Annotated in this window: 22 protein-coding genes; 4 read left to right on the top strand and 18 right to left on the bottom strand. The window is 45.8% G+C overall.

Annotated features, from left to right (window positions below):
• Positions 1-100 precede the first annotated feature (100 nt).
• Positions 101-1717 carry a TolC family protein gene (locus tag FD960_RS01315; RefSeq protein ID WP_215299360.1) on the top strand — a complete coding sequence of 539 codons (1617 nt, stop codon included), beginning with the start codon at positions 101-103 and terminating at the stop codon, positions 1715-1717.
• 29 nt (positions 1718-1746) lie between these two features.
• Here FD960_RS01315 and waaC read toward each other — a convergent pair whose 3' ends face one another.
• Genes waaC through rfbB form a run of 5 tightly spaced genes read right to left on the bottom strand, consistent with a single transcriptional unit; the run spans position 1747 to position 6416 of the window.
• Complete coding sequence (gene waaC, locus FD960_RS01310) at positions 1747-2799, bottom strand: lipopolysaccharide heptosyltransferase I (protein ID WP_215299359.1); 1053 nt, start codon at positions 2797-2799, stop codon at positions 1747-1749.
• Between the two features lie 40 nt (positions 2800-2839).
• Positions 2840-3418 (bottom strand): dTDP-4-dehydrorhamnose 3,5-epimerase, encoded by a 579-nt coding sequence (gene rfbC / locus FD960_RS01305; protein ID WP_215299358.1) that lies wholly within the window; start codon positions 3416-3418, stop codon positions 2840-2842.
• Positions 3415-4338: a glucose-1-phosphate thymidylyltransferase RfbA gene (gene rfbA, locus FD960_RS01300; RefSeq protein ID WP_215300531.1), complete on the bottom strand. Its 924-nt coding sequence runs from the start codon at positions 4336-4338 to the stop codon at positions 3415-3417. Before rfbA ends, rfbC begins: the two co-directional genes overlap by 4 nt.
• 25 nt (positions 4339-4363) lie before the next feature.
• Positions 4364-5329, bottom strand: a complete 966-nt coding sequence (rfbD, locus tag FD960_RS01295) for a dTDP-4-dehydrorhamnose reductase (RefSeq protein WP_215299357.1) — start codon at positions 5327-5329, stop codon at positions 4364-4366.
• Between the two features lie 28 nt (positions 5330-5357).
• Positions 5358-6416, bottom strand: a complete 1059-nt coding sequence (gene rfbB, locus FD960_RS01290; RefSeq protein ID WP_215299356.1) for a dTDP-glucose 4,6-dehydratase — start codon at positions 6414-6416, stop codon at positions 5358-5360.
• Between the two features lie 125 nt (positions 6417-6541).
• On the opposite strand from rfbB, the gene FD960_RS01285 reads away from it, so the two are divergent.
• The gene (locus tag FD960_RS01285; RefSeq protein ID WP_215299355.1) at positions 6542-7366 is read left to right on the top strand and encodes a glycosyltransferase family 2 protein; all 825 of its coding nucleotides are present in this window, start codon (positions 6542-6544) and stop codon (positions 7364-7366) included.
• On the opposite strand, the gene FD960_RS01280 is transcribed toward FD960_RS01285, so the two are convergent.
• From FD960_RS01280 to FD960_RS01250, 7 genes are all read right to left on the bottom strand, one after another.
• On the bottom strand, positions 7367-8023 hold the full coding sequence (locus FD960_RS01280; RefSeq protein WP_215299354.1) for a glycosyltransferase family 4 protein: 657 nt from the start codon (positions 8021-8023) through the stop codon (positions 7367-7369).
• Between the two features lie 450 nt (positions 8024-8473).
• A complete protein-coding gene (locus FD960_RS01275; protein WP_215299353.1) occupies positions 8474-9781 on the bottom strand; it encodes an O-antigen ligase in 1308 nt (435 codons plus the stop codon).
• Positions 9768-10595, bottom strand: coding sequence for a hypothetical protein (locus FD960_RS01270; protein WP_215299352.1), 828 nt, complete (start codon positions 10593-10595; stop codon positions 9768-9770). Before FD960_RS01270 ends, FD960_RS01275 begins: the two co-directional genes overlap by 14 nt.
• Positions 10596-10618: 23 nt before the next feature.
• Positions 10619-11599, bottom strand: a complete 981-nt coding sequence (locus tag FD960_RS01265) for an aspartate carbamoyltransferase catalytic subunit (protein ID WP_215299351.1) — start codon at positions 11597-11599, stop codon at positions 10619-10621.
• Positions 11596-12102: a bifunctional pyr operon transcriptional regulator/uracil phosphoribosyltransferase PyrR gene (pyrR, locus tag FD960_RS01260; protein ID WP_215300529.1), complete on the bottom strand. Its 507-nt coding sequence runs from the start codon at positions 12100-12102 to the stop codon at positions 11596-11598. The genes FD960_RS01265 and pyrR overlap by 4 nt, the downstream gene beginning before the upstream one ends.
• 1 nt (position 12103) lies before the next feature.
• Positions 12104-12538: a Holliday junction resolvase RuvX gene (ruvX, locus tag FD960_RS01255; protein ID WP_215299350.1), complete on the bottom strand. Its 435-nt coding sequence runs from the start codon at positions 12536-12538 to the stop codon at positions 12104-12106.
• Positions 12531-13070: a YqgE/AlgH family protein gene (locus FD960_RS01250; RefSeq protein WP_251369863.1), complete on the bottom strand. Its 540-nt coding sequence runs from the start codon at positions 13068-13070 to the stop codon at positions 12531-12533. The genes ruvX and FD960_RS01250 overlap by 8 nt, the downstream gene beginning before the upstream one ends.
• 187 nt (positions 13071-13257) lie before the next feature.
• Here FD960_RS01250 and FD960_RS01245 point away from each other — a divergent pair, with 187 nt between their 5' ends.
• Both FD960_RS01245 and FD960_RS01240 read left to right on the top strand, forming a co-directional pair.
• Entirely contained in the window at positions 13258-14748 is a 1491-nt protein-coding gene (locus FD960_RS01245) for a deoxyribodipyrimidine photo-lyase (protein ID WP_215299348.1), read from the top strand.
• A gap of 39 nt (positions 14749-14787) precedes the next feature.
• Positions 14788-15627 carry a symmetrical bis(5'-nucleosyl)-tetraphosphatase gene (locus tag FD960_RS01240; protein ID WP_215299347.1) on the top strand — a complete coding sequence of 280 codons (840 nt, stop codon included), beginning with the start codon at positions 14788-14790 and terminating at the stop codon, positions 15625-15627.
• Positions 15628-15652: 25 nt separating this feature from the next.
• Here FD960_RS01240 and hemL read toward each other — a convergent pair whose 3' ends face one another.
• The 6 genes from hemL to holA all read right to left on the bottom strand — a co-directional run bounded on the left by hemL (position 15653) and on the right by holA (position 21597).
• A complete protein-coding gene (hemL, locus tag FD960_RS01235) occupies positions 15653-16945 on the bottom strand; it encodes a glutamate-1-semialdehyde 2,1-aminomutase (RefSeq protein ID WP_215299346.1) in 1293 nt (430 codons plus the stop codon).
• Between the two features lie 54 nt (positions 16946-16999).
• A complete protein-coding gene (locus FD960_RS01230; RefSeq protein ID WP_011902084.1) occupies positions 17000-17170 on the bottom strand; it encodes a rubredoxin in 171 nt (56 codons plus the stop codon).
• A gap of 24 nt (positions 17171-17194) precedes the next feature.
• Positions 17195-18649, bottom strand: coding sequence for a class I SAM-dependent RNA methyltransferase (locus FD960_RS01225; protein WP_215299345.1), 1455 nt, complete (start codon positions 18647-18649; stop codon positions 17195-17197).
• Positions 18650-18719: 70 nt separating this feature from the next.
• Positions 18720-19145, bottom strand: a complete 426-nt coding sequence (locus FD960_RS01220; RefSeq protein WP_215299344.1) for a CopD family protein — start codon at positions 19143-19145, stop codon at positions 18720-18722.
• Positions 19146-19196: 51 nt separating this feature from the next.
• Positions 19197-20474, bottom strand: a complete 1278-nt coding sequence (locus FD960_RS01215) for a glutamate-5-semialdehyde dehydrogenase (protein WP_215299343.1) — start codon at positions 20472-20474, stop codon at positions 19197-19199.
• A 61-nt stretch (positions 20475-20535) separates the two neighbouring features.
• On the bottom strand, positions 20536-21597 hold the full coding sequence (gene holA, locus FD960_RS01210) for a DNA polymerase III subunit delta (RefSeq protein ID WP_215299342.1): 1062 nt from the start codon (positions 21595-21597) through the stop codon (positions 20536-20538).
• Positions 21598-21615: the final 18 nt, after the last annotated feature.

Genomic DNA, 21615 nt, shown 5'->3' with positions numbered 1-21615 from the left:
GATGAGGGTTAGCCTAGGATTTGGCAAAATAAGGTGCAAATGAGACGCTCTATTGAAATAGGCCTTAAACTTCATGCACCTTGAAAAGTAACCGAATTAGATGACCCCAACACGCTTTCGCTTCTCTCAGCTAACCACCTTTGGTTTAATCCTGAGTCAGGCTCTCGGGCTCAGCGCGCTGCCTCTTGATGCATTTGCTCAAAACGCCAATGGCGCAAGGCCAGCCCTACCTACCCCAGTAAGCGCCCAGTCCTTGGTTGGGCTAGATATGCCCCCGCAAATGGTTACCCTGCCCAAGCAAGCTATTCCGACCAATGGGGCGCCATCTAATGTCAACGGCAATAGCGCAGCGAATACCGCTCAATCGACTGATTTAATTCGGCTTTACCAAGAAGCTGCATTTAGTGATCCGGTTTTAAATGCTGCTCGTTTTAACTATCAAGCCAGTAAAGAGCTGTACTGGCAAGGTTTGTCCCTGCTACTTCCACAAGCCAATGCCACCCCAGGCGGCACCCGCTACTACCAGCACGGTGTCGGGACTACCAATGTGGCCAGCAATGCAGGCAACTCCCGAGTCTTTGATCAGAAAAGTTATACCGTTACGCTGACTCAGCCCGTATTTAATATCGCAGCCCTTGAAGCATTTAATCAAGGTGACTTAAATACCAAAATTGCTGACATGCGTTTTTTCTTGGCACAACAAGATTTAATTCTGCGTGTTTCACAAGCCTACTTTGATGCTCTAACTAGTCAAGATAACGTTGAGTTATATCGCAATAAAAAAGGTTTAATCAAACAGCAGCTAGAGATTGCTCAAGCAAAATTTGATGCCGGCTTAGCCACAATTGTTGACGTTAATACTGCGCAAGCTGCCTTAGATTTAGCCAACTCTCAAGAGATTGCCGCCCAAGCCGACCTCATTGTGAAACGTGGCGTCTTAGAGCAATTAGTTGGACACCCTGTTGGACCTTTAAAGCCGCTTACTAAAGAAGCCAAAATCGATGGCGTCTTAAAAGACCCTCGCACCAAGAGTAAAGATAGCAATGGCATTCCGATTGCGGATAGCGTCAATCCACAGCTACCTAAAGGCCAAACCTTGGATGACTGGATTTTGCAAGCGGAGACTGCGAACTTCAACGTACTAGCAGGGCAGCTATCAGTCAACCTCGCGGAAAGTACTTATAGAGCTTCTCAGGCACTCAATTACCCTACTGTTAACTTAGTAGGAACGAGTGGCTTTAATACCTCAAACGGAACTCCAAATAGCTACACTCCCGCGCAAACCAATGTGTATAACAACACCATTGCCTTGCAGATAAATATCCCCTTAGTCTCGGGTGGCTTTAATAGTTCCGTAATTCGTCAAAATGCTGCTCTACTAGATGCTGCCAAAGCGAACTACGACAATGCTCGTCGTACTGCTGCCCAAAACACCCGTGCAGCATTTACCGGTTTCTATGGCGGTCTAGCGAGCGTCAAAGCGTATGAAGCGGCTGAGCGCTCCTCTACATCCGCACTGGAATCTAGCAAGCTCGGGTTCCAAGTGGGCACCTTAATCAATATCGATGTGTTGATTGCCTTAGATACAGTCATTACTACCCGCTCACAATTGCAACAAGCGCGTTACAACACCATCCTCAATGCCATTCGACTAAAAGCGCATGCAGCGTCTTTATCAGATGAAGATCTCATCTCCATCAACACCTTACTACGCTAAAACTGAATCCCTGCCAGGGATATAAAACGTTAAGAGAGTAATTTGAGAGAGGCATCGAGCACCTCTTGAACCGATGGTGGAGCATTAATATCTCCAACGTTAGCAATCTTGTCAGACCAATAGCCCTCGGTCTTCCAGCGTGGTGAGTCGCAATACATCTCTACAGTGGGTTTATTTAGCACCGCTGCTAAATGCGTCAAACCTGTATCAACCCCAACCGTTAAAGCTGCACCGGCAATGACCGAGAATGCTTCTTCAATAGAAAAGGCTGGCGGCACAATAGCATCAGGGATCTGAGAAGCAAGCAATTGACTAACCGATTTTTCAGCAGCATTTCCCCAAGGGAAAACCATTTGGTAACCACGAGCAGATAGATCTTTGCCAAGCGCTATCCAATGCTCATTAGACCAACGCTTTGCTTCACGCGCAGTTGAATGAAAGCACAATATATAAGGCGCTCGCAAACCCTGCACAGAGATTTTTGGAATACTTTGCACAAACGCTTCAGGATAAAACTTCGGCGCATCGGATCGATCTAGCAATGGCCAATCTAAAGCCGAGCACATGACCCAACGAGAACGATCCACCGCATGACACTGCATTGGCACCTGTACTGATTGGTTATAAAAAGATCTAGCAAGAGGCTCATAACCTGAGAACTCGGTGGCATTAGCAAGCCCAGCAATCACGGCATTTGAACTCTTTTTAGCTAAAGAACAAACCATCGCCGACTTCAATAAACCTTGAGTTTCGATCAAGACATCATAAGTTATTGCCTGAAGTTCTTTTCGGAAAGAAGAAAACTGTTTCCAGGTGGCAAGTGTTAGTAGATTTTTCTTCCAGCGACGCAAACCAAAAGGAATGATGCGATCAATCCCCCGAAATCCTTCCCGGGAGCGCAAAGGCTCCAATAGATGAACGTAAGCCTCTTCCACTACCCAATCAATTTGCGCCTCAGGTAGGCGCGCGCGCAAGTCCCAAACAATAGATAAGTTATGCAAGACATCCCCCAAGGAGGATAGCTTTACCAATAAGATCTTCGGGCTAGCAGAGGTAGAGGGATTAAATGAAGCATTGCTCATCTGGGCATTATCTTATCTTTTGAAGACCCGCCCCAAAACACTAGAACTTTGGGGCATCATCCCACAAGAGTCCTGCAGCATCTTTAGCATTCATATTCGGGGTGATACCTTCAGGCAAGGGCCATTTGATATCCACTGTTGGGTCATTCCAAGCCAGACAGGCCTCGCTTTGTGGATGATAGTAATCCGTTGTCTTATACAGAAACTCTGCAGTTTCTGATAAGACCAAAAAGCCATGCGCTAGCCCAGCGGGGATCCATAACTGTTTATGATTTTGAGCACTTAATTGCACGCCAGCCCACTTGCCATAGGTCGGCGAATCTTTGCGAATGTCCACAGCAACGTCAAATACGCTACCAGCCACTACTCGCACCAACTTACCCTGCGTTTGCTCTAACTGGTAATGCAAGCCACGCAAGGTCCATTGACGAGAAAATGAATGGTTATCTTGCACAAACTCAACATTTAAGCCGGTGGCAGCAGCAAAATCCTGCGCATTAAAAGATTCGGTAAACCAACCACGCTCATCACCAAAAACCTTTGGCTCAATGATCAGTACATCATGAATGGCCGTTGGGGTTACTTGAAGCTTAGAAGGTGAAGCTATACCCACACTCATCCAATCACCTTCTTATGAGATAAAGAAACAGGCTGAGCGGAGGTATTGAGCTCATTCAAAATCTTACTTAAATACTGACCATAGCTATTCTTACTCAATTGGGTAGCCACTTTTTGCACATCATCCGCGCTGATCCAGCCTTGTCGGTAGGCAATTTCTTCAGGGCATGCCACCATCAGGCCTTGGCGCTTTTGCAGCGTAGCGATAAAGCCTGCAGCATCTAACAATGAATCATGTGTGCCGGTATCGAGCCAAGCAAACCCACGCCCCATAATCTCAACACTGAGCTCATTCTTGTCGAGATACACGCGGTTGACATCGGTAATCTCTAGTTCGCCACGCGCGCTAGGCTTAATGGAAGAGGCAATATCACACACTTGATTGTCATAAAAGTAGAGGCCCGTGACCGCATAACTACTTCTCGGCTGCAGAGGCTTCTCTTCAATGGACAATGCTTTGTAGTCTTTATCAAACTCCACAACACCATAACGCTCTGGATCGTTGACGTGATAAGCAAAAACTGTCGCGCCACTACTACGCGCATTTGCGCTATCTAATTGATCTACTAATTCATGGCCATAGAAAATATTGTCGCCAAGCACTAAAGCACTCGGATTATTTCCAACGAAATTTTTTCCTAAAGTAAACGCTTGCGCCAAACCATCAGGGGATGGCTGCACGCAATACTCAATATTCAAACCCCATTGAGAACCATCGCCTAATAACTCTGCAAAACGTGGTGTGTCATGAGGTGTAGAAATTAACAAGATATCCCGGATGCCTGCAAGCATCAAGGTTGTCAAAGGGTAATACACCATCGGCTTGTCGTAGACGGGCATCAGCTGCTTAGAAACAGCCTGGGTCACTGGGTACAAACGAGTACCAGATCCACCAGCCAAAATAATACCTTTGCGATTCATCTGATTGACTGCCATAGGATGCTTTCTAGATAAGACCATCTTTAGCCAAATTGGAGACATACGCCTTTACAGACTCACTCCATGGCTGATTCAATTGTTGTAATTTTGACATATCGCCTCGACCCTCAAACACCTTACGAAGCTTATCTGTCGACATCCTCGAATTCATGGGCCTTGAAGCTGGCAAAGGATATTCAACTGCCAGTATGGGCTTGATGGCATCGGAAGTCACTTTTAGAGCAACTCCTGCATCGATAGCCGCCTGTGCAGCTAATCGAGCCAAACTATGCCACGTAGTTTCTCCAGCAGGCACTGCATGATAAATACCCGATGGAAATCGTCTAATGACTAATTGTTGATTGGTCGCCAAGTCCAAACTGACCTGAGCCAACCATTGCGCACTTGTTGGCACGCCATATTGATCGTTAATCACTTTAAGCTCTTCGCGCTCCTTTGCTAAACGCAAAATCGTACGAATGAAATTACCACCATCGCCATATACCCAGCTTGTTCTGAAAATGGCGTATTGACCACCAGCATCAATAGTGTTGGCGAATACCCTTGCAATGGCCTCTTCGCCAGCAGCTTTGCTTTTGCCATACACACCCAAAGGATTACGTAGATCGCCCTCTAGATAGAAGCCATACTTCTCGCCATCAAACACATAGTCTGTTGAGTAATGCAAAAAAGTAGCTCCATGCTCGGCGGCGTATTGCGCCATCAACTCTGGGGCCTTGGCATTCACAGCAAAGGCTAAATCGCTCTCAGTCTCCGCCTTATCTACAGCGGTATAGGCAGAAGCATTAATGATTAAATTCGGTGAAGATTGATTGAGCAATGCAATAACTGCATTCCCGTTGGTAAGATCGCAATCGCTGCGACCCACATAGCAAATAACTGGCTGAACGCCCAACCCAGAAATACGTTGACCCAATAAAACCTTGAACGCTTTGCCTAATTGACCATCTTTACCAAATACGAGGATATTCATTAGCGATGTGTATTTATTCACTGAGTACTTATGAGTACTGCTTGGATAACCAGTCGCGATAGGATCCGCTCACTACACCCTCAATCCACACCGGATTATCTAAATACCACTGCACCGTTTTACGAATACCCGTATCAAATTTTTCTGCAGGACGCCAGCCCAGTTCACGCTCCACTTTTCTTGCATCAATGGCATAGCGGCGATCATGTCCAGGGCGATCCTTAACAAAAGTGATTTGCTCCGTATAGGGCTTACCGTCAACCCGTGGCTTTAGCTCATCCAAAATACTACAAATAGTTTTAACTACGTCGATATTGGCCTTTTCATTCCAGCCACCAATGTTGTATGTCTCACCCAACTTACCCTTTGCCAACACTTCACGTATCGCTGAGCAATGATCACCAACGTAGAGCCAATCTCGAATCTGCTGGCCATCTCCGTAAATTGGCAGCAACTTACCATTGAGTGCATTGAGGATTACCAATGGGATCAGCTTCTCGGGAAAGTGATAAGGGCCGTAGTTATTTGAGCAATTGGTTGTAACTACCGGGAAACCATAGGTATGAAACCACGCACGCACTAAATGATCGGACGCAGCCTTAGAGGCTGAGTATGGGCTGTTAGGCTCATATGCATTGGTTTCGGTAAACGCAGGGTCAGTTGCGGACAATGATCCATAAACTTCATCCGTAGACACGTGGTGGAAGCGGAAGGCTTGTTTGGCCGCCTCATCTAAACCACTCCAATACTCACGCGCACACTCTAATAGATTAAAGGTGCCTACAATATTGGTAGCAACAAATTCAGCAGGGCCATGAATAGAGCGATCTACATGACTTTCTGCGGCAAAGTTCACGATCGCACGAGGTTGATACTCTTTTAATAAGCTAGCAACCAACTCTTTATCGCCGATGTCTCCGCGAACAAAGATATGGCGCGAATCTTCCTTAAGGGATGCTAAATTGGCCAGATTGCCAGCATAAGTTAGCTTATCGAGATTCACCACCCCTTCGGCATCTGGATTGGCAAGCCAATCTAAGGTGAAATTACTTCCAATAAATCCGGCGCCACCTGTTATTAAAATCATGATTAGCTATTATGTGTAATACGATGAGAATATGTATGAGATTTTCTTAAACCAAGGCAAAATGCCTAAATTCTTAGAATTCTTCCTTTTAATGCATTTTAACAAAACGTTAATATTTCCAAATCGTGAATCCCAATAAATACAGCCTGACATTTGCCTGCTACAACTCTGTGGAATACACAAAAATGTGTATCGACAGCATGACTAAGCATGGTACCCCATTAGACAGACTGGTAGTGGTTGATAACTTCTCAACCGACGGCACGCGCGACTATCTTGCAACACTACCCCTTGGTGGAAAGATATTTAATGCAAGTAACCTCGGTTGTGGCACCGCATGGAATCAGGGGGCGCTAGCGCTGCAGAGTGAATGGAGCATCATTATGAATAATGATGTCCTAGTGTCACCGTTATGGATTGAAAATCTCATTCACGCTGCTGAATCCAAAAACCTCAAAGTAATTAGCCCTGCATTAATTGAGGGTCCACTCGATTATGACTTTGATGCATTTAGCCTTAAAGCCACGGCAGAAATGAAAGATGAGCATCGTCTCGGAAGTAAACACGCTGTATGTTTAGCCATTCACAATTCTGTATGGATGGATGTCGGATATTTCCAGCCAACCCCAAAGCTTCTTGGCTATGAAGATACGCTATTTTTTAATGAGCTCAAAAAATCAAATATTCAAACCTCAATCACTGGTGCCTCATGGCTACATCACTTCGGCTCAGTTACCCAAACTGCCATGAAACAAGAAAGAGGGCTATCCGAGAAGGACGGCTTAGCTAACCGATATAACTACAAGCTACTGAATCAAAGTTGGGCTCAAAGAAAGCTAGCTAAGATCCAAGCTAAAAAACATCAACTCCAATCTAGTCGAGAGGAAGTCAAAAAACATGGGATGTCTGTGCATGGCTTAAGAAAGAATCATGCTTTTGAATGGATCTAGTTAGCCCTTCTCAAATAAGCCTATTAGATTCTTGGTATTGGCATTGAGAGAGAATTTCTCAGTCACCATTTTTTTTCCTACCCTTGCCATCTGCCTTGCAAGCACTGGATTGGATAACATCCAAATAATGGCATTAGCCCAATCCTCAACATTGCCAGCCTCTATCATGAGTCCAGTCTGTTGATGCAACATCGTCTCCGGAATCCCGCCCACCCTACTTGCGATAGTGGGCACCTCTAAATATTGCGCTTCAATTTGGAACATGCCCAAAGGCTCAACCAAAGAAGGCAAGACAGCCAGATCGCTCACCCTGAGAAGAGGTGCAATCTTTTTTAAAATTCCAGTCATGAGGACATTCTCACTAAGACCCAAGGTCATAATCTCAGCCTCCAGAAGCGGCTTGTCCTGCCCCTCCCCCGCAATCAAATATCGCACATTCGGAAAAACATCTTTAACGCGCACAAGGGCCTGCAAAATAGTGCTATGACCTTTTTCACCTCTAAGAATAGCTCCGTGCGATATCACTGGGCCAGGATGAAGCTTCAACCAATCTCGTACATGATCTGGCAATGAATCCAACTGACTATCCAGAGCCGAGAAATCAATTCCGGGATACAAGGTTCCAACTTGGTCTGGATGAATCCATTTATTTAACAATAACTTATCCCTCAAGTAATTGCTGGGCGTCAGGGTTTTTGAAAAAAGATGATTGTAGGCAAATGAAAGGGGGTACCCATGCTGAAAGGTTTTAACTCTCAACACTGTGGGTGCAGAAACTCCAAGGCAACGAGATAAATTGATTGCAATCGTAGAGATCAGGACATCTCGACTTCCATGGGATATGAATGCAATTGGACGAAATTGAAAAATTAACTTCAATACCCTTAAGATGCTAGGCAAGTGAAAAGCGTTTCTAAAATTAACTGCAATACAGTCAAGGCCGACTGACTTAGCCCTCAGCAATATTGCGCTATTAGGCTTGCACAGTAAAATTGTTTGATAGCCAACTCTATTCAAAGCCTGCATTTGCTGCAAAGCCTGCAACTCTTGTCCTCCAATATTGATGGATGACTCCGTAAAAAATACACAATTCATGCTGAAAGTAAATTAACCATGAGAGCGCACGCTATCCGCATCCGCTGAAGACCCCTCTTCAGCCAATAATTGCGCACACAAACAAGCTAAAAATACCGAGTGGAAGGATGCTGTAAATTTTAAAGAAAATATTTCAGTGCTTAGACCGCTGATAATTACGCAAAATAAATAAGCAAGTCCAAATGCACACAATCGAGGATTAACCCCTTTACGCCATTGCCGCACACATAGAATTACTGGAAGAAAAAAAAGTAATAGCATGGCTGCTAAACCAAAGATTCCATGTGCAACTGCATTGGTAGTTATCTCGCTATGAAATAAAGACCCCCTAGCTGGACTTGCTCGCGTGCTTTCAGAGGCAAATTCAAGCAACTCAGGATCATTGGCGTGCTCCTGAAAACCTCGCAAGCCCCAGCCACGTACTGGGCTCAATTTAAAATAATACAAACCCATACGGGCAAAAGAAATTCTCTCACCAATAGATGTTTCGGAATTCAGGTCGTTAAATTTATAAACTCTCAAGTCAACAACAGCATCATGAATCCTGTTCTGCACGGTTGAAGAAGATAAATAAATACCCGTAGCAATTACTGCAGAAATGGCAATAGCTGCCAGCGTTGATAAAAGCCTATTTTTTGGTCCGCGCGTATATAAGAGTAAAAACAAAATCAGCGGTATTGCCAACCACCCCGTTCTACTCTGGGTTCTGAAGGAAATATAAAAACCGATCATGCCACCCAATATCTTTAGCAAAAGCGTTTTCCAGTTGTCCCTTGCATACATATTAATACTGAAAAAACTTAGCACCCCGAGAGTAAGGGATAAGTAACCCAAGGTTAAAGGATCGACAAAAAATATAGCCAACCTGGGATGATCAAAAGGATTTTCATCACCATTGTATCCAGGTAAAAAAGTTGTGCTTAGCAATGTAAAAATTAATGAAACTGGAATCAAATATTGCCACTGATTCACCACCTTCAAATGATTCCGATAAACGATATAAAAAATTGGAATGGCTAATAAAAATCTGGAAAAACTATCGAAAGATGACCAATCCCACTCACCGCGCAACGCAGAACTCAACATTGCCGCCATCAAGGGAGACGCAAACATCAACATGATTAAAATAATCCAAGTGCTTTGCTTGCGATCCAAGAGCTTATCACTGCTATTCGTAAAAACAAGGGCAAACGCAAGTGCTGAACCAATAAACAAAATTGCACTTGTCCATCCCTTTACCGAGAACAGGCATAAAGGAAGAATACTAAGCATGATCAATAAAATATTGCCCAAGTACATATTTGATTTACTGCTCACCATGATGAACTCCTAATGTATTCATTGCATTTTTTGTGATTTTGATTGCATCTTCGTTACTACAATATGCAGGCAATGGAAAATAAATATCCTTATCAGGATAATGATTTTTGCTGCCCAATATGTGATCTAAATTCGGAATATTATTTTGCTTAGCTACTTCAACAATATTTTCAGTAAAGTAAATGCAAGGCTTACCAATACCGGCTGCCAACCATAATAAACCTCCTTCGGGGCCTATAAAAATATCACTTTTAAATATGCTAATTGCATCACTGAGCAAGCCCCTTGTCTTTCCGTGCTTAGAATTTTTTAGAGGGAGCAATCCAACCCATTCAACTTTTCCAAGGGTTTGTAGCTGAGAAATAAGATTATCAATATCTCTACCATAAGCACGCTTGTAAAGATCTCTGCTGATGGTTATTACGGGCCTAGAATTATGTGATGCCTCGACCATTGCTCTCTCTGGACCTAGAAAGAGCTGGTACTCGGTAATTGGGGCGCACCCAGCAATTCTCCTAATTTCTGCAGTAAAAGGCTCTTGGTAGCTCCACTTGTTTGGCTCCCAAATTACTACATCGAAGCACCAATTTAAGATTGGCTTAAGTATTCGGATGATTTTTAAGTGCCAGTAAAGACGGACTGTAAATCTAGAGTCATTTTTTAAAATTGGAACAAGCTGTGGCCAACGAGTAAAAAAAGTGACTTTAAATCCTTTGTCGTACAGCGAGGTTGCAGCGGCAGTACAGGCAATCGTATCCCCCACCCAACCAGTTGCAATAACTGCAGCTCTTTTGGATTTGAATGGGCGATTCATTAATTAGAAATAATATTGATGGGTTAATTTCCAGCAACGATAGACATTACCGCCATCCTCACCGCAATCCCAAAAGTCACTTGATTCAGAATGACTGACTGCGGGCCATCAGCCACTGCAGAATCAATCTCCACGCCACGATTCATGGGGCCTGGGTGCATCACGATGGCATCTGGCTTGGCCAAAGCCAAACGCGCCGGGGTAAGACCGTACTGCTTAAAGAAAGCATCGCCCTCAGGAACTTGACCGGCTTCCATACGCTCCTTCTGGATACGCAAGGTCATCACCACATCCACGCCCTTAAGACCCTCTTCCATACTGTGGAATACCTTTACTCCCAGCATATCCAAATCACTCGGTAAAAGACTCTCAGGGCCAATTGCACGAATATCCGTACAACCTAAAGTCCTCAAAGCGCAGATGTTTGATTTAGCAACACGACTATGAGCGATGTCGCCCACAATCGCCACCTTCAGACCACTGAAATCTTTCTTAAAATGGCGCATCGTGTACATATCCAACAAACCCTGCGTTGGATGTTGATGGCTGCCATCGCCTGCATTCACGACGTGTACATGCGCAGGCACATGTTGGGCGATCTCAATCGGAGCTCTAGAGACGCTATGACGCACGACAAAAATATCAGCCTGCATCGCCACTAAATTATCAATCGTATCTAATAGGCTTTCACCTTTAGCAGTAGATGAAGTAGAGATATCCAAATTAATCACATCTGCCGATAAGCGCTTAGCAGCAATTTCAAAAGTGGTGCGAGTACGCGTAGAGTTTTCAAAGAACAGATTAAAGACACTCTTACCACGTAGCAGCGGAACTTTTTTCACTTCTCTAGCGGGATCGGTAACACTGACAAATTGCTTTGCAGTATCCAAGATATGCAAAATCTGCTCTTTTGGTAAACCCTCTAAAGTCAGTAAGTGTGTCAGTTCACCGGCAGCATTAAATTGATTGACTGGAGTAATCACTGCGTTATTTTTGCTGCTCATTCTGCGCGCTCCTCTAATTGGAAGCTGAACTTGCCAGCATCATCTTTTTCTAAAACCAAAATTTGATTATCTGGAATGCTCACTTGCTCTCCAACAAAATCAGCTGTAATTGGTAACTCTCGATTTTCACGATCTGCCAAAACCATCAGTTCGACTTGCGCAGGTCGACCAAAATCAAACAATTCATTAAGCGCTGCTCGAACAGTACGGCCAGTCAGCAATACATCATCAATCAAAATAATCTTGGCGCCATTCACTTCAAAAGGAAGATGTGTGGGCATGGTGCTAGCAGTACGCAGAGCAGTCATTCCTTTCTCCGCATAATCATCTCGATGAAACGCAACATTGATTACGCCGTAGTTAGGCAAACCTAAATCAGCCGCTAAACGCTCCGCAATCCAAGCGCCGCCCATCGCTAGGCCCGCTAACTCAAAGGCCTCATTGGCATCTTTACGCTTTTTTAAAGCCCCAATTAATTTCAGATAGGACTGCTCTGCATTCATCTCAACTAATCCAATTCTTTTCAAGAAAATACTGCTCCAAAATCAAGGCCGCGGACTCGGCATCTAAATTGTCTCGCATGTCTGGGTCACCCTCTAAAACCGCAGAGGTATAGCGCTCATCCACCCACTCCACTGGCAAATGAAAGCGTCCATGCAACTGATTGCCAAAACGCCGTGCTTTAGCGCTCATCTCATGCTCAGTGCCATCGGGATGACACGGGAGCCCTACAACCAACTGATTAGGCTGCCACTCCTTCAGGAGGGCTTCAATCACCCTAAAGCGAACATCTTCAGATGGCTCCGCAATAATCTTCAAGGGCTGACCCGCTTTAGTGAGCGTATTGCCAACCGCAACTCCAATACGCTTCACACCATAATCAAAAGCCATCACCGTAAGGTTCGCAGTACCCGCCCCCGCCTTGGCGCCCTCAAGCATGCCCTGCCTCACCTGATAAATGAGAGGGATCAAACCCTAAATGACTCATCGTCCGCTCATAGCGTTCGCTAGAGGGTGTATTAAAGATAATCTCGACCATTTGTTCGCGGGAAAGCGGGACATTGATCCAGCCGTTTAAGGTGATTTCTTCCTCAAGCTGTCCAGCACTCCAACCCGCATAACCTAGCGTCATCAAGAATTTACTTGGACCAGTACCAGCGGCCACCGCTTCAAGCACATCCTTAGAGGTTGTCATGGTGAGGCCACCTGGAACCGCTAAAGAGGAGCTATAAGCCACCTCAGTCGTCGGCTCATGCAGGACAAATCCTCGCTCTATCTGAACTGGGCCACCAAAATACACGGGCTGACCCAATAAAGGGGCAATCTCCAGCTTAAGCTCGATCTTGTCAAACAGCGTCGCAAGGTCAACCTCAGTTGGCCGGTTCACCACCAAGCCCATGGCACCGCGCTCAGTATGCTCAAAGAGATAAATGACCGTACCAGCAAAATTGGCCTCCACCATCCCGGGCATGGCGATTAAGAATTGATTTGCGAGGTGATTGGCAGAAAAAGAAATGGAAGACTCTAGCGATGAGGCTGAATTCGAAGCCCGAGAGGCTTCTGCAGAGGCTTTCTTGGCCGTGGTCATATGAGGGATATTTTACAGAAAATCCCATGCAATCAAGCGCTTTTCCCGAATAAGCCATAAGATGATGGCTATGCAAAAAGCTCTCGTTTGGCTCCGTCGCGACCTGCGTCTCTATGACAACGCAGCACTTCACCACGCCCTTAGCAATAATGCTCAGGTCTGGATGACCTTCATCTTTGATACGGACATCCTTGAGCCACTCAAGATAGATGATCAGGCAAGCGGCGCCTTAACCCACGATCGACGTGTCGACTTCATTTGGCAGGGCTTGCGCCAGATAGGTGAGCAATTACGCAAACAGGGTGGCGGCTTAATCGTACAAGTGGGTAAACCAACCACATGCATTCCAAAGATTGCGCAAGCCTTGGGCGTAAATACCGTCTATACCAATCATGACTACGAGCCATCAGCAATAGCTCGCGATGCTACCGTAGGAAATGCCCTTGAAAAACTAGGGATTGGTTTTGAAACGTTTAAGGATCAGGTGATTTTTGAGAAGAAAGAAATTCTCACCAACTCGAACACGGTGTTTTCCATCTTCACGCCATACAAAAATAACTGGCTCAAAACCCTGCAAGAAAAAGATATCGCCACCTATGACTGCACTCCCAAAAAGGGGCAATTCGCAGCCATTCCTAAATCTTTAGAATCGCCCTTCCCATCCTTAGAGTCCATGGGCTTTAGCCCTACTGGTATTGAAACCTATCTACCCCCAGGATCTGATGGCGGACAAGATTTTCTAGAGGCCTTCTTGGGCCGAATTAATCAATACCAAATTGGCAGGGACTTCCCAGCAATTAAGGGTGTGAGCTATCTCTCCACTCACTTACGCTTTGGCATGCTCTCTATTCGCGGCTTGGTACGCGAGGCTCATCGTCGAATGTTAGCTGGCAGCATGGGCGCTACGATCTGGTTGAGTGAGTTGATCTGGCGAGATTTTTATTTCATGATTCTTGCAAACCATCCGAGATTGGCTGAAGGCGCTGCATTCAAACCTGACTACGACAATATCGAATGGGAAAGCGGCGCTCACGCCCAGAAACTATTTAAAGCTTGGTGTGACGGTAAGACTGGTTACCCCCTTGTTGATGCCGCCATGCATCAGCTCAATCAAAGTGGCTACATGCACAACCGTTTAAGGATGGTTGTAGCCAGCTTCTTAACAAAAGACTTAGGGATTGATTGGCGCTGGGGCGAAGCGTACTTTGCAAAACACTTAAATGACTTTGAGCTCTCATCGAATAATGGCGGCTGGCAATGGGCATCCTCCTCTGGTTGCGATGCACAGCCTTACTTCCGCATCTTCAATCCCATTACCCAATCGCAAAAGTTTGATCCTGAGGGCAAGTTCATTCGTCGTTATTTGCCACAGCTAGACAAGCTTTCCAAGAAATCCATTCATGCACCATGGGAAGCCGGACATATTGAATTAGAGGCTGCCGGTATCTTATTAGGACGAGACTACCCCTTGCCAGTCGTGAATCACGATGAAGCACGGAAGAAGACTTTAGTCCGCTATAGCGTCGTGAAGAAAATCAGCCCAGAAGCTCCCGGCGCATAAAGTATTTAGCATCATGGGTTTTCGGCTTTAAGATAGGGCATGAGCAAGATCTATGCCGTCGGTGATATTCAGGGGTGCGCGCCCTCATTAAAGAATCTCGTCAAAAAACTCCCCACTAAATCCAAGATGATTTTTTTGGGGGATCTTGTCAATCGCGGACCCGACTCCTTGGGCACCCTGCGTTATCTCAAGCAATTGCAAGAAGACCAACGTATTGAATGTATTTTGGGTAACCATGATTTGCACCTCCTTGCGATTGATGCGGGTCTCCGCAAAACCAAAGGCTTAGATACCGTTCAACCCATTCTAGATGCGCTCGATAGAGCTGATCTGATTGAATGGTTACGTCACAGACCAATGGCCCTGAGCAATGGCAAAGTCTTAACCGTTCATGCCGGCGTATTGCCTCAATGGGATCTGCAACAAACGATTGAATGCGCGCAAGAAGTAGAAAAAGCGCTTCGCAAAAAATCTTATAAAGATTTTTTAGCGAATATGTATGGCAATACTCCGAACAAATGGAGTAACTCCCTCAAAGGGTATGAACGCTTACGCGTCATTACCAATGCCTTAACCCGCATTCGGTTTTGCACTCCTGCCGGCACCATGGAGTTTGACAGCAAAGAAGGATTTGAAAATGGGCCCAAAGGCTACATCCCTTGGTTTAAAACCCCCAAAAGAAAAACTGAAGACACACTCATTTACTTTGGGCACTGGTCAACACTCGGACTACTTCGACACAAAAATGTGATTGGCCTAGATACCGGCTGTGTATGGGGCGGCAAGCTGACAGCCATGGAAATACCCGAATCTGGCAAAGCCAGCAAAGGGTTGGAAATTATTCAAGTGGATGGTTACGACCACCCACTCAGAATGTAAGCCTTGATTACTACTTTAGTAGCGACTACAGCTTCTTAAAGGAAGTACGCGCAGCAGCAATAATGTCATCCAATACAGCGTTGTCATGCGCAATAGAAGTAAATCCTGCCTCATACGCTGACGGCGCTAGATATACCCCTTGATCTAACATCAAGTGGAAAAATTTCTTAAACGCTTCAATATCGGTTTTAGTCACCGCCTCAAAAGAAGTTGGGACCTCATTGGCAAAGTAAAAGCCAAACATGCCGCCAACGCTATCCACAGCGAATGGCACACCCGCTTCGTCCGCAGCAAGCTTTAAGCCCGCCATGAGCTTTTCTGTTTGACCGGAAAGACACTCATAAAAGCCTTCTCTAGAAATAATTTCCAGGGTTTTTAAACCTGCTGCTACAGCCACAGGGTTGCCTGATAGGGTGCCTGCTTGATAGACATTACCTAGCGGGGCAAGCTTCGACATGATTTCTTTTTTGCCGCCAAAGGCAGCCATCGGCATGCCACCGCCCATGACTTTGCCAAGGCAGGTAAGGTCAGGAGTAATGCCTTGTAAAGATTGGGCACCGCCTAGAGCAACTCTAAAACCGGTCATGACTTCGTCATAAATTAAGACACTGCCATGCCCGCTAGTCAACTGACGGAGGGTTGTCAGAAATCCTGCTGACGGTTTAATGAAATTCATATTACCAGCAATTGGTTCAATGATGACTGCTGCAATTTGATCGCCCTGCTTCTGAAATACCTCCCTCAATGCTGCCACATCGTTATATGGCAACACGAGCGTATGTTTCACTAAATCCTGCGGTACACCACCGGATGATGGCGCATTCTGAGTTGAATCCGCAAAGGTCAACAGGCCTGAGCCTGCTTTAACCAGCAAGCTATCAGCATGACCGTGATAGCAACCTTCAAACTTAATAATAAGGTCGCGACCTGTATAACCACGTGCAAGACGCAGAGCGCTCATAGTGGCTTCAGTTCCGCTCGATACCATACGCACTTGCTCAATACTAGGAACCAACTGGCAAATTCGTTCTGCTAACTCAATTTCACCTTCGGTCGGAGCGCCGTAGCTAAAACTAGTTTCTGCGGCCTGCTTGACGGCCTCAACTACTTCTGGATTCGCATGGCCCGCAATCATGGGGCCCCAAGACATAATCAAATCAATATAGCGTGTACCTTCAGCATCCCAGAAATAAGGGCCTTTAGCTTTAGTAACAAAACGGGGTGTGCCACCCACCTGACGAAATGCGCGCACTGGAGAGTTCACGCCTCCAGGAATCGTTTTTTGCGCACGCTCAAATAAGATGTCGTTTTGTCCCAAGATGCTGCCCTGCTTTCGCTAAAATATTTTTAGTAATTAATTAATTTAGGGCGATTAGATCGCCATCATTTCAAAATCTTCCTTACGTGCACCGCACTCAGGACAAGTCCAATTCATAGGCACGTCTTTCCAAAGCGTTCCTGGTGCAATGCCTTCTTCTGGCAAGCCAGCTGCTTCGTCATACACCCAACCACAAATCAGACACATATAGGTTTTAAATTCCATCGCCGTCTTCCTTATCTATATTTTTTATTTTAAATCCGCTGCAGCATCGCGTTTTTGATGCATCTCAAACTTAAACAGTCTGCATTCTAGCGGGCCATTGAATAAAGGCGTACGCTTTGACTCTTTAATGCGTAACTGTCCTGGCAGAGCCATATCCGCCGTCAGTACAAAGACATTCCAGCCACCAAAAGCATCCTTCAAATGCTGACCAAATTGACGCAAGAATTCCACAAACTTGGGATCTTGCTCTTCTTGTGCCTGCAGTTTTTTCAAGGACTCACGACTAGAGCGTTTAGCGCTTTGGCGTCCCGTTTCCAGATTGTGTGCAAAACGGTCCTCTGGCTCATCCAATTCATGATCCGCATCGCGTCCAGAATCTCGCTCTTGCCCACGACCACCTTTGATCACCAAACGCTCGCCATAAGGCGGGTTCAATAACATGACGCCATCTTTAGCGTTTGTAGGGGGCTTGCTGGCCAAAGCGTCAATCTGTCGTGTCACTGGAAGGCCTGGCAATTGAGCACGCTGCCAATTACCCTTAAACATCGCCACCAGGCGTTCATTAATATCACCGCCACTTATGCCCAGGGATTCAGCATCCGGAAATTGCTTACGCTTTTCTAACATCTCCGCTTGCGCAGCTTCTTTTATAGCGACCCAACGTTTTTGCTCTGCAGCCTCGTTAAAAGGCTTGAGTCTTTGAAAACCAAAGCCATGAGCAGAAGTCACTAATGGACGATAGGCCAAGCGACTTGGTTTGACATCATCCCCATACATCCCCGCCCTAATGGCACCAGGCGGAATAGCCAAAGCCATTTGTGCAGCCTCAATCAAAAAGGTGCCACTACCGCACATCGGATCAAATAAGGTTTGAGCAGGTTTCCAGCCGGTAATCGACAAAATTCCAGCTGCGAGATTTTCTTTTAAAGGCGCATCACCTTTTTCATCACGCCAACCACGTTTAAATAAAGCCTCTCCAGAAGTATCTAAATAGATGGTAGCATGTGTTGCAGTCAGATGGGCTTGTACGCGCACATCCGGAAATGCAGTATCAATACTTGGACGATCACCAGTCACATCACGCAGGCGATCCACAATCGCATCCTTGATCTTTAGGGTTGCGAAATTCAAACTCTTGAGTGGGGAGCGATGCGCAGTCACATCTACTCGAAGGGTTTGCTTAGAAGAAAACCACTCCTCCCAAGCCAAGCCACTAGCCAGCTTATATAAATCTTCTTCCTGACGGTATGGCGATTCCGCCATCTGTAAAAGTACGCGACTTGCAATTCGTGAATGCAGGTTCAAGGCCATTGCAGCAGAAATTGGTGCTGCTAAGCCAACTCCACCAGTAGGACTGGTAGGCGTAGGATCAATTACCCAAGCACCCAAAGCTTTACAGTCAGGACGCTGCGCAATACTTGCTAGCTCTTGTGCAAGAGGCACTTCCAATCCACCTGGACAAACAACAAAAAATCTCATGAGGCTAACAATCTAAAAAGGGGAAATAAAAAATAGTAAGAAGAATTAAACAATTGGTCGAGGATCAGCGTTAAGGCTTAATGACTACTAAGGCTGTCACAACCAATAAAAGAATGACTGGTACTTCGTTAAACCAACGGAACCAAACTCCCGAACGGGTATTAACGCCATTGCGAAACTTCTTCAGCAAACTCCAGCATGCATGGTGATACCCAATGACAAGAATGACAAAGAACATCTTGGCATGCATCCACACCTCGCCAGCGCCAATCTTGAAATGCAACCAAAGGGTTAAACCCAACAAGACTGCCGGTATCGCCAAAATAGTCATAAAACGAAAGAGTCGGTCGGCCATCCCCAGAAGGCGCGCATATACCTCAGGATTTTTTTCATCTGCCAAGTTCACAAAAATACGAGGTAGATAAAACAGACCTGCGAACCAAGAAGCAATCAATACGATGTGCAGTGTCTTGGTCCATAAATATGCATTGCCCATAATAAATAGTTTCCGTTCTGTATTTTTTTATTGTTCTTTAATCAGGATTGATTAAGTACGAATCTCGCCATGACCCATGACGATATATTTCAGGGAGGTTAATCCATCCAGACCTACTGGACCGCGTGCATGCAATTTGTCGTTTGAGATGCCAATCTCCGCACCCAAGCCATACTCAAAACCATCTGCAAAGCGAGTGCTGGCATTAACCATCACGCTGGCACTATCAACTTCCCGCAAGAAGCGATTGGCTTGCGCTTGATTATTAGTAATGATGGCATCGGTATGTTTACTGCCGTATTGCTCAATATGATTCATTGCCTCATCGATATCGGCAACAGTCTTAATTGACAAAATTGGTGCCAAATATTCTGTTTGCCAATCCTCTTCAGTGGCATTGACTAAGTCTTTAAAGCCCGCTGCCTCAAGAGTGTTTCGGGTTTGGTCGTCAACACGCAACTCCACACCCTTATCTTGGTAGATCTTACAAAGCGCTGGTAAGACTTGAGGTGCAATGGTTTTGTTGACCAAGAGTGTCTCCATCGCATTGCAAGGCGCATAACGTTGCGTCTTGGCGTTATCACACACCTTAATCGCCATCTCGATATCCGCATCCGCATCAATATAGGTATGACAGATACCATCCAAGTGCTTAATCATCGGTACGCGGGCTTCTGCCATTAAGCGGGCAATCAAACTCTTGCCGCCACGAGGTACGATCACGTCGATATATTCAGTCATGGTGATCATTTCACCTACAGCACTCCTGTCGGTAGTAGTCACCACCTGGACAGCATCCATTGGTAGATTTGCGGCATCTAAACCCTCTTGAATCAACTGTGCCAGTAACGTGTTTGAATCAATCGCTTCTGAACCACCGCGTAGAATCACCGCATTACCTGACTTTAAGCAAAGTGCGGCTGCATCAATAGTGACATTAGGGCGAGACTCATAAATGATGCCAATTACGCCTAAAGGCACGCGCATCTGCCCCAATTCAATACCGGAGGCTTGCTTCTGTAATGGCGTGATCTTACCAATCGGATCCTCTAAAGAAACGATCTGCTCCAAACCCAAAGCCATAGACTCAATTGTTTTAGGCGTCATGGTGAGACGATCGATAAATGCAGCATCTTGGCCATTTGTTTTGGCGCGAGCGACATCCAGTTGATTCACCCTTTGAATCTCATCAGATTTTTGACGAACTAACTTTGCGATATGCAACAAGGCTTGATTTTTTTGATCGCTCGATGCACGCGCCATAGCGCGAGAAGCCTGACGCGCGCGTCGGCCAATGTCTTGCATCATTTGTTTAATGGAATCACTCATATTTCGCTATGTATTCAGTAATGATGTGTTGTCTCAATTTAACCTTCGGTCTAGATTGTCTCTAGCGCAATAAATTCCCTACCAAACGCAAACCATCCCAAGGATCGGCTGGCAATTCGGCCGCATGCAATCCCTTAGCTTGACGATCTAAACCAGCGGCAACCTGCATGGCTCGGCGCAATTTCAATGGTTGCACTCTTTTAAGGGCCATCGGATAAAGCCGTTCTTTATTTCCCCAAATCCGGTTGGCACGCATTAGATTCTGGACTGACTCGCCCGCATCACTTGCTGCCTTGAGCTTTGATAGTATCCGAAGCTCTTCAGTCACGCTCCATAGAATTAATACCAAGGGCTCGCCCTCGCCTTTGAGGCCATCCAACATGCGATTGAGGCGCGGCAGATCACCCGCCAGCATTGCCTCAGTCAATTCAAATACGTTGTAACGGGCCACCTTCAAAATCGCTGAGCGAATTTGCTCTTCCGTTAGCACGCCAGCAGGATGCAATAAGCCCAGCTTCTGAATTTCTTGATGAGCAGCAATGAGGTTGCCCTCTACCTGCTCCGCAATGAAAGCCAAGGCACGTTGACCCTCTGGGCCCGCCTCTACCTCTTGACCCTGCTTTTTCAATCGTCCTGCAATCCATTGTGGCAATTGGCCTCTATCTAAGGAATCCAATTGAATGGCCATGCCAGCTTCATCTAAAGCGCTAAACCAGGCAGAGGTCTTGGTCTTTCCGTCTAACTTGGGGAGAATGATGCAAAAAATTGTATCTGGACCCTCTGGTCCGGAACCTTGAGATTCGATCTGTGCAGAAAATTGCTTTAAGGCTTCTGCACCATCACGCCCAGGCTTACCTGTCGGGATGCGTAACTCAACCCAACGCTTGTCGCCAAATAAGGACATCGTCTGACCAGCACTCAATAAGGCGCTCCAATCAAATCCACGCTCTTGCAAGAGGACTTCGCGATCGGTGTACCCCATCTTTTTAGCAATCGCACGCAGCTGATCCATTGCCTCCATCATTAAGAGGGGCTCATCCCCACTAAAAATATAGAGGGGTTTGAATGAAGCCGCGGAGTTAAGCGACTTCAGATGAACTTGCAGTGCATCGCTCTTAACCATGCGAATGGGCCATCATTC

The sequence above is a fragment of the Polynucleobacter sp. AP-Nino-20-G2 genome (assembly GCF_018688235.1).
Classification (GTDB): domain Bacteria; phylum Pseudomonadota; class Gammaproteobacteria; order Burkholderiales; family Burkholderiaceae; genus Polynucleobacter.
Note: the sequence above shows the minus strand (reverse complement) of the source record. Positions and strands in the feature narration are given on the sequence as shown.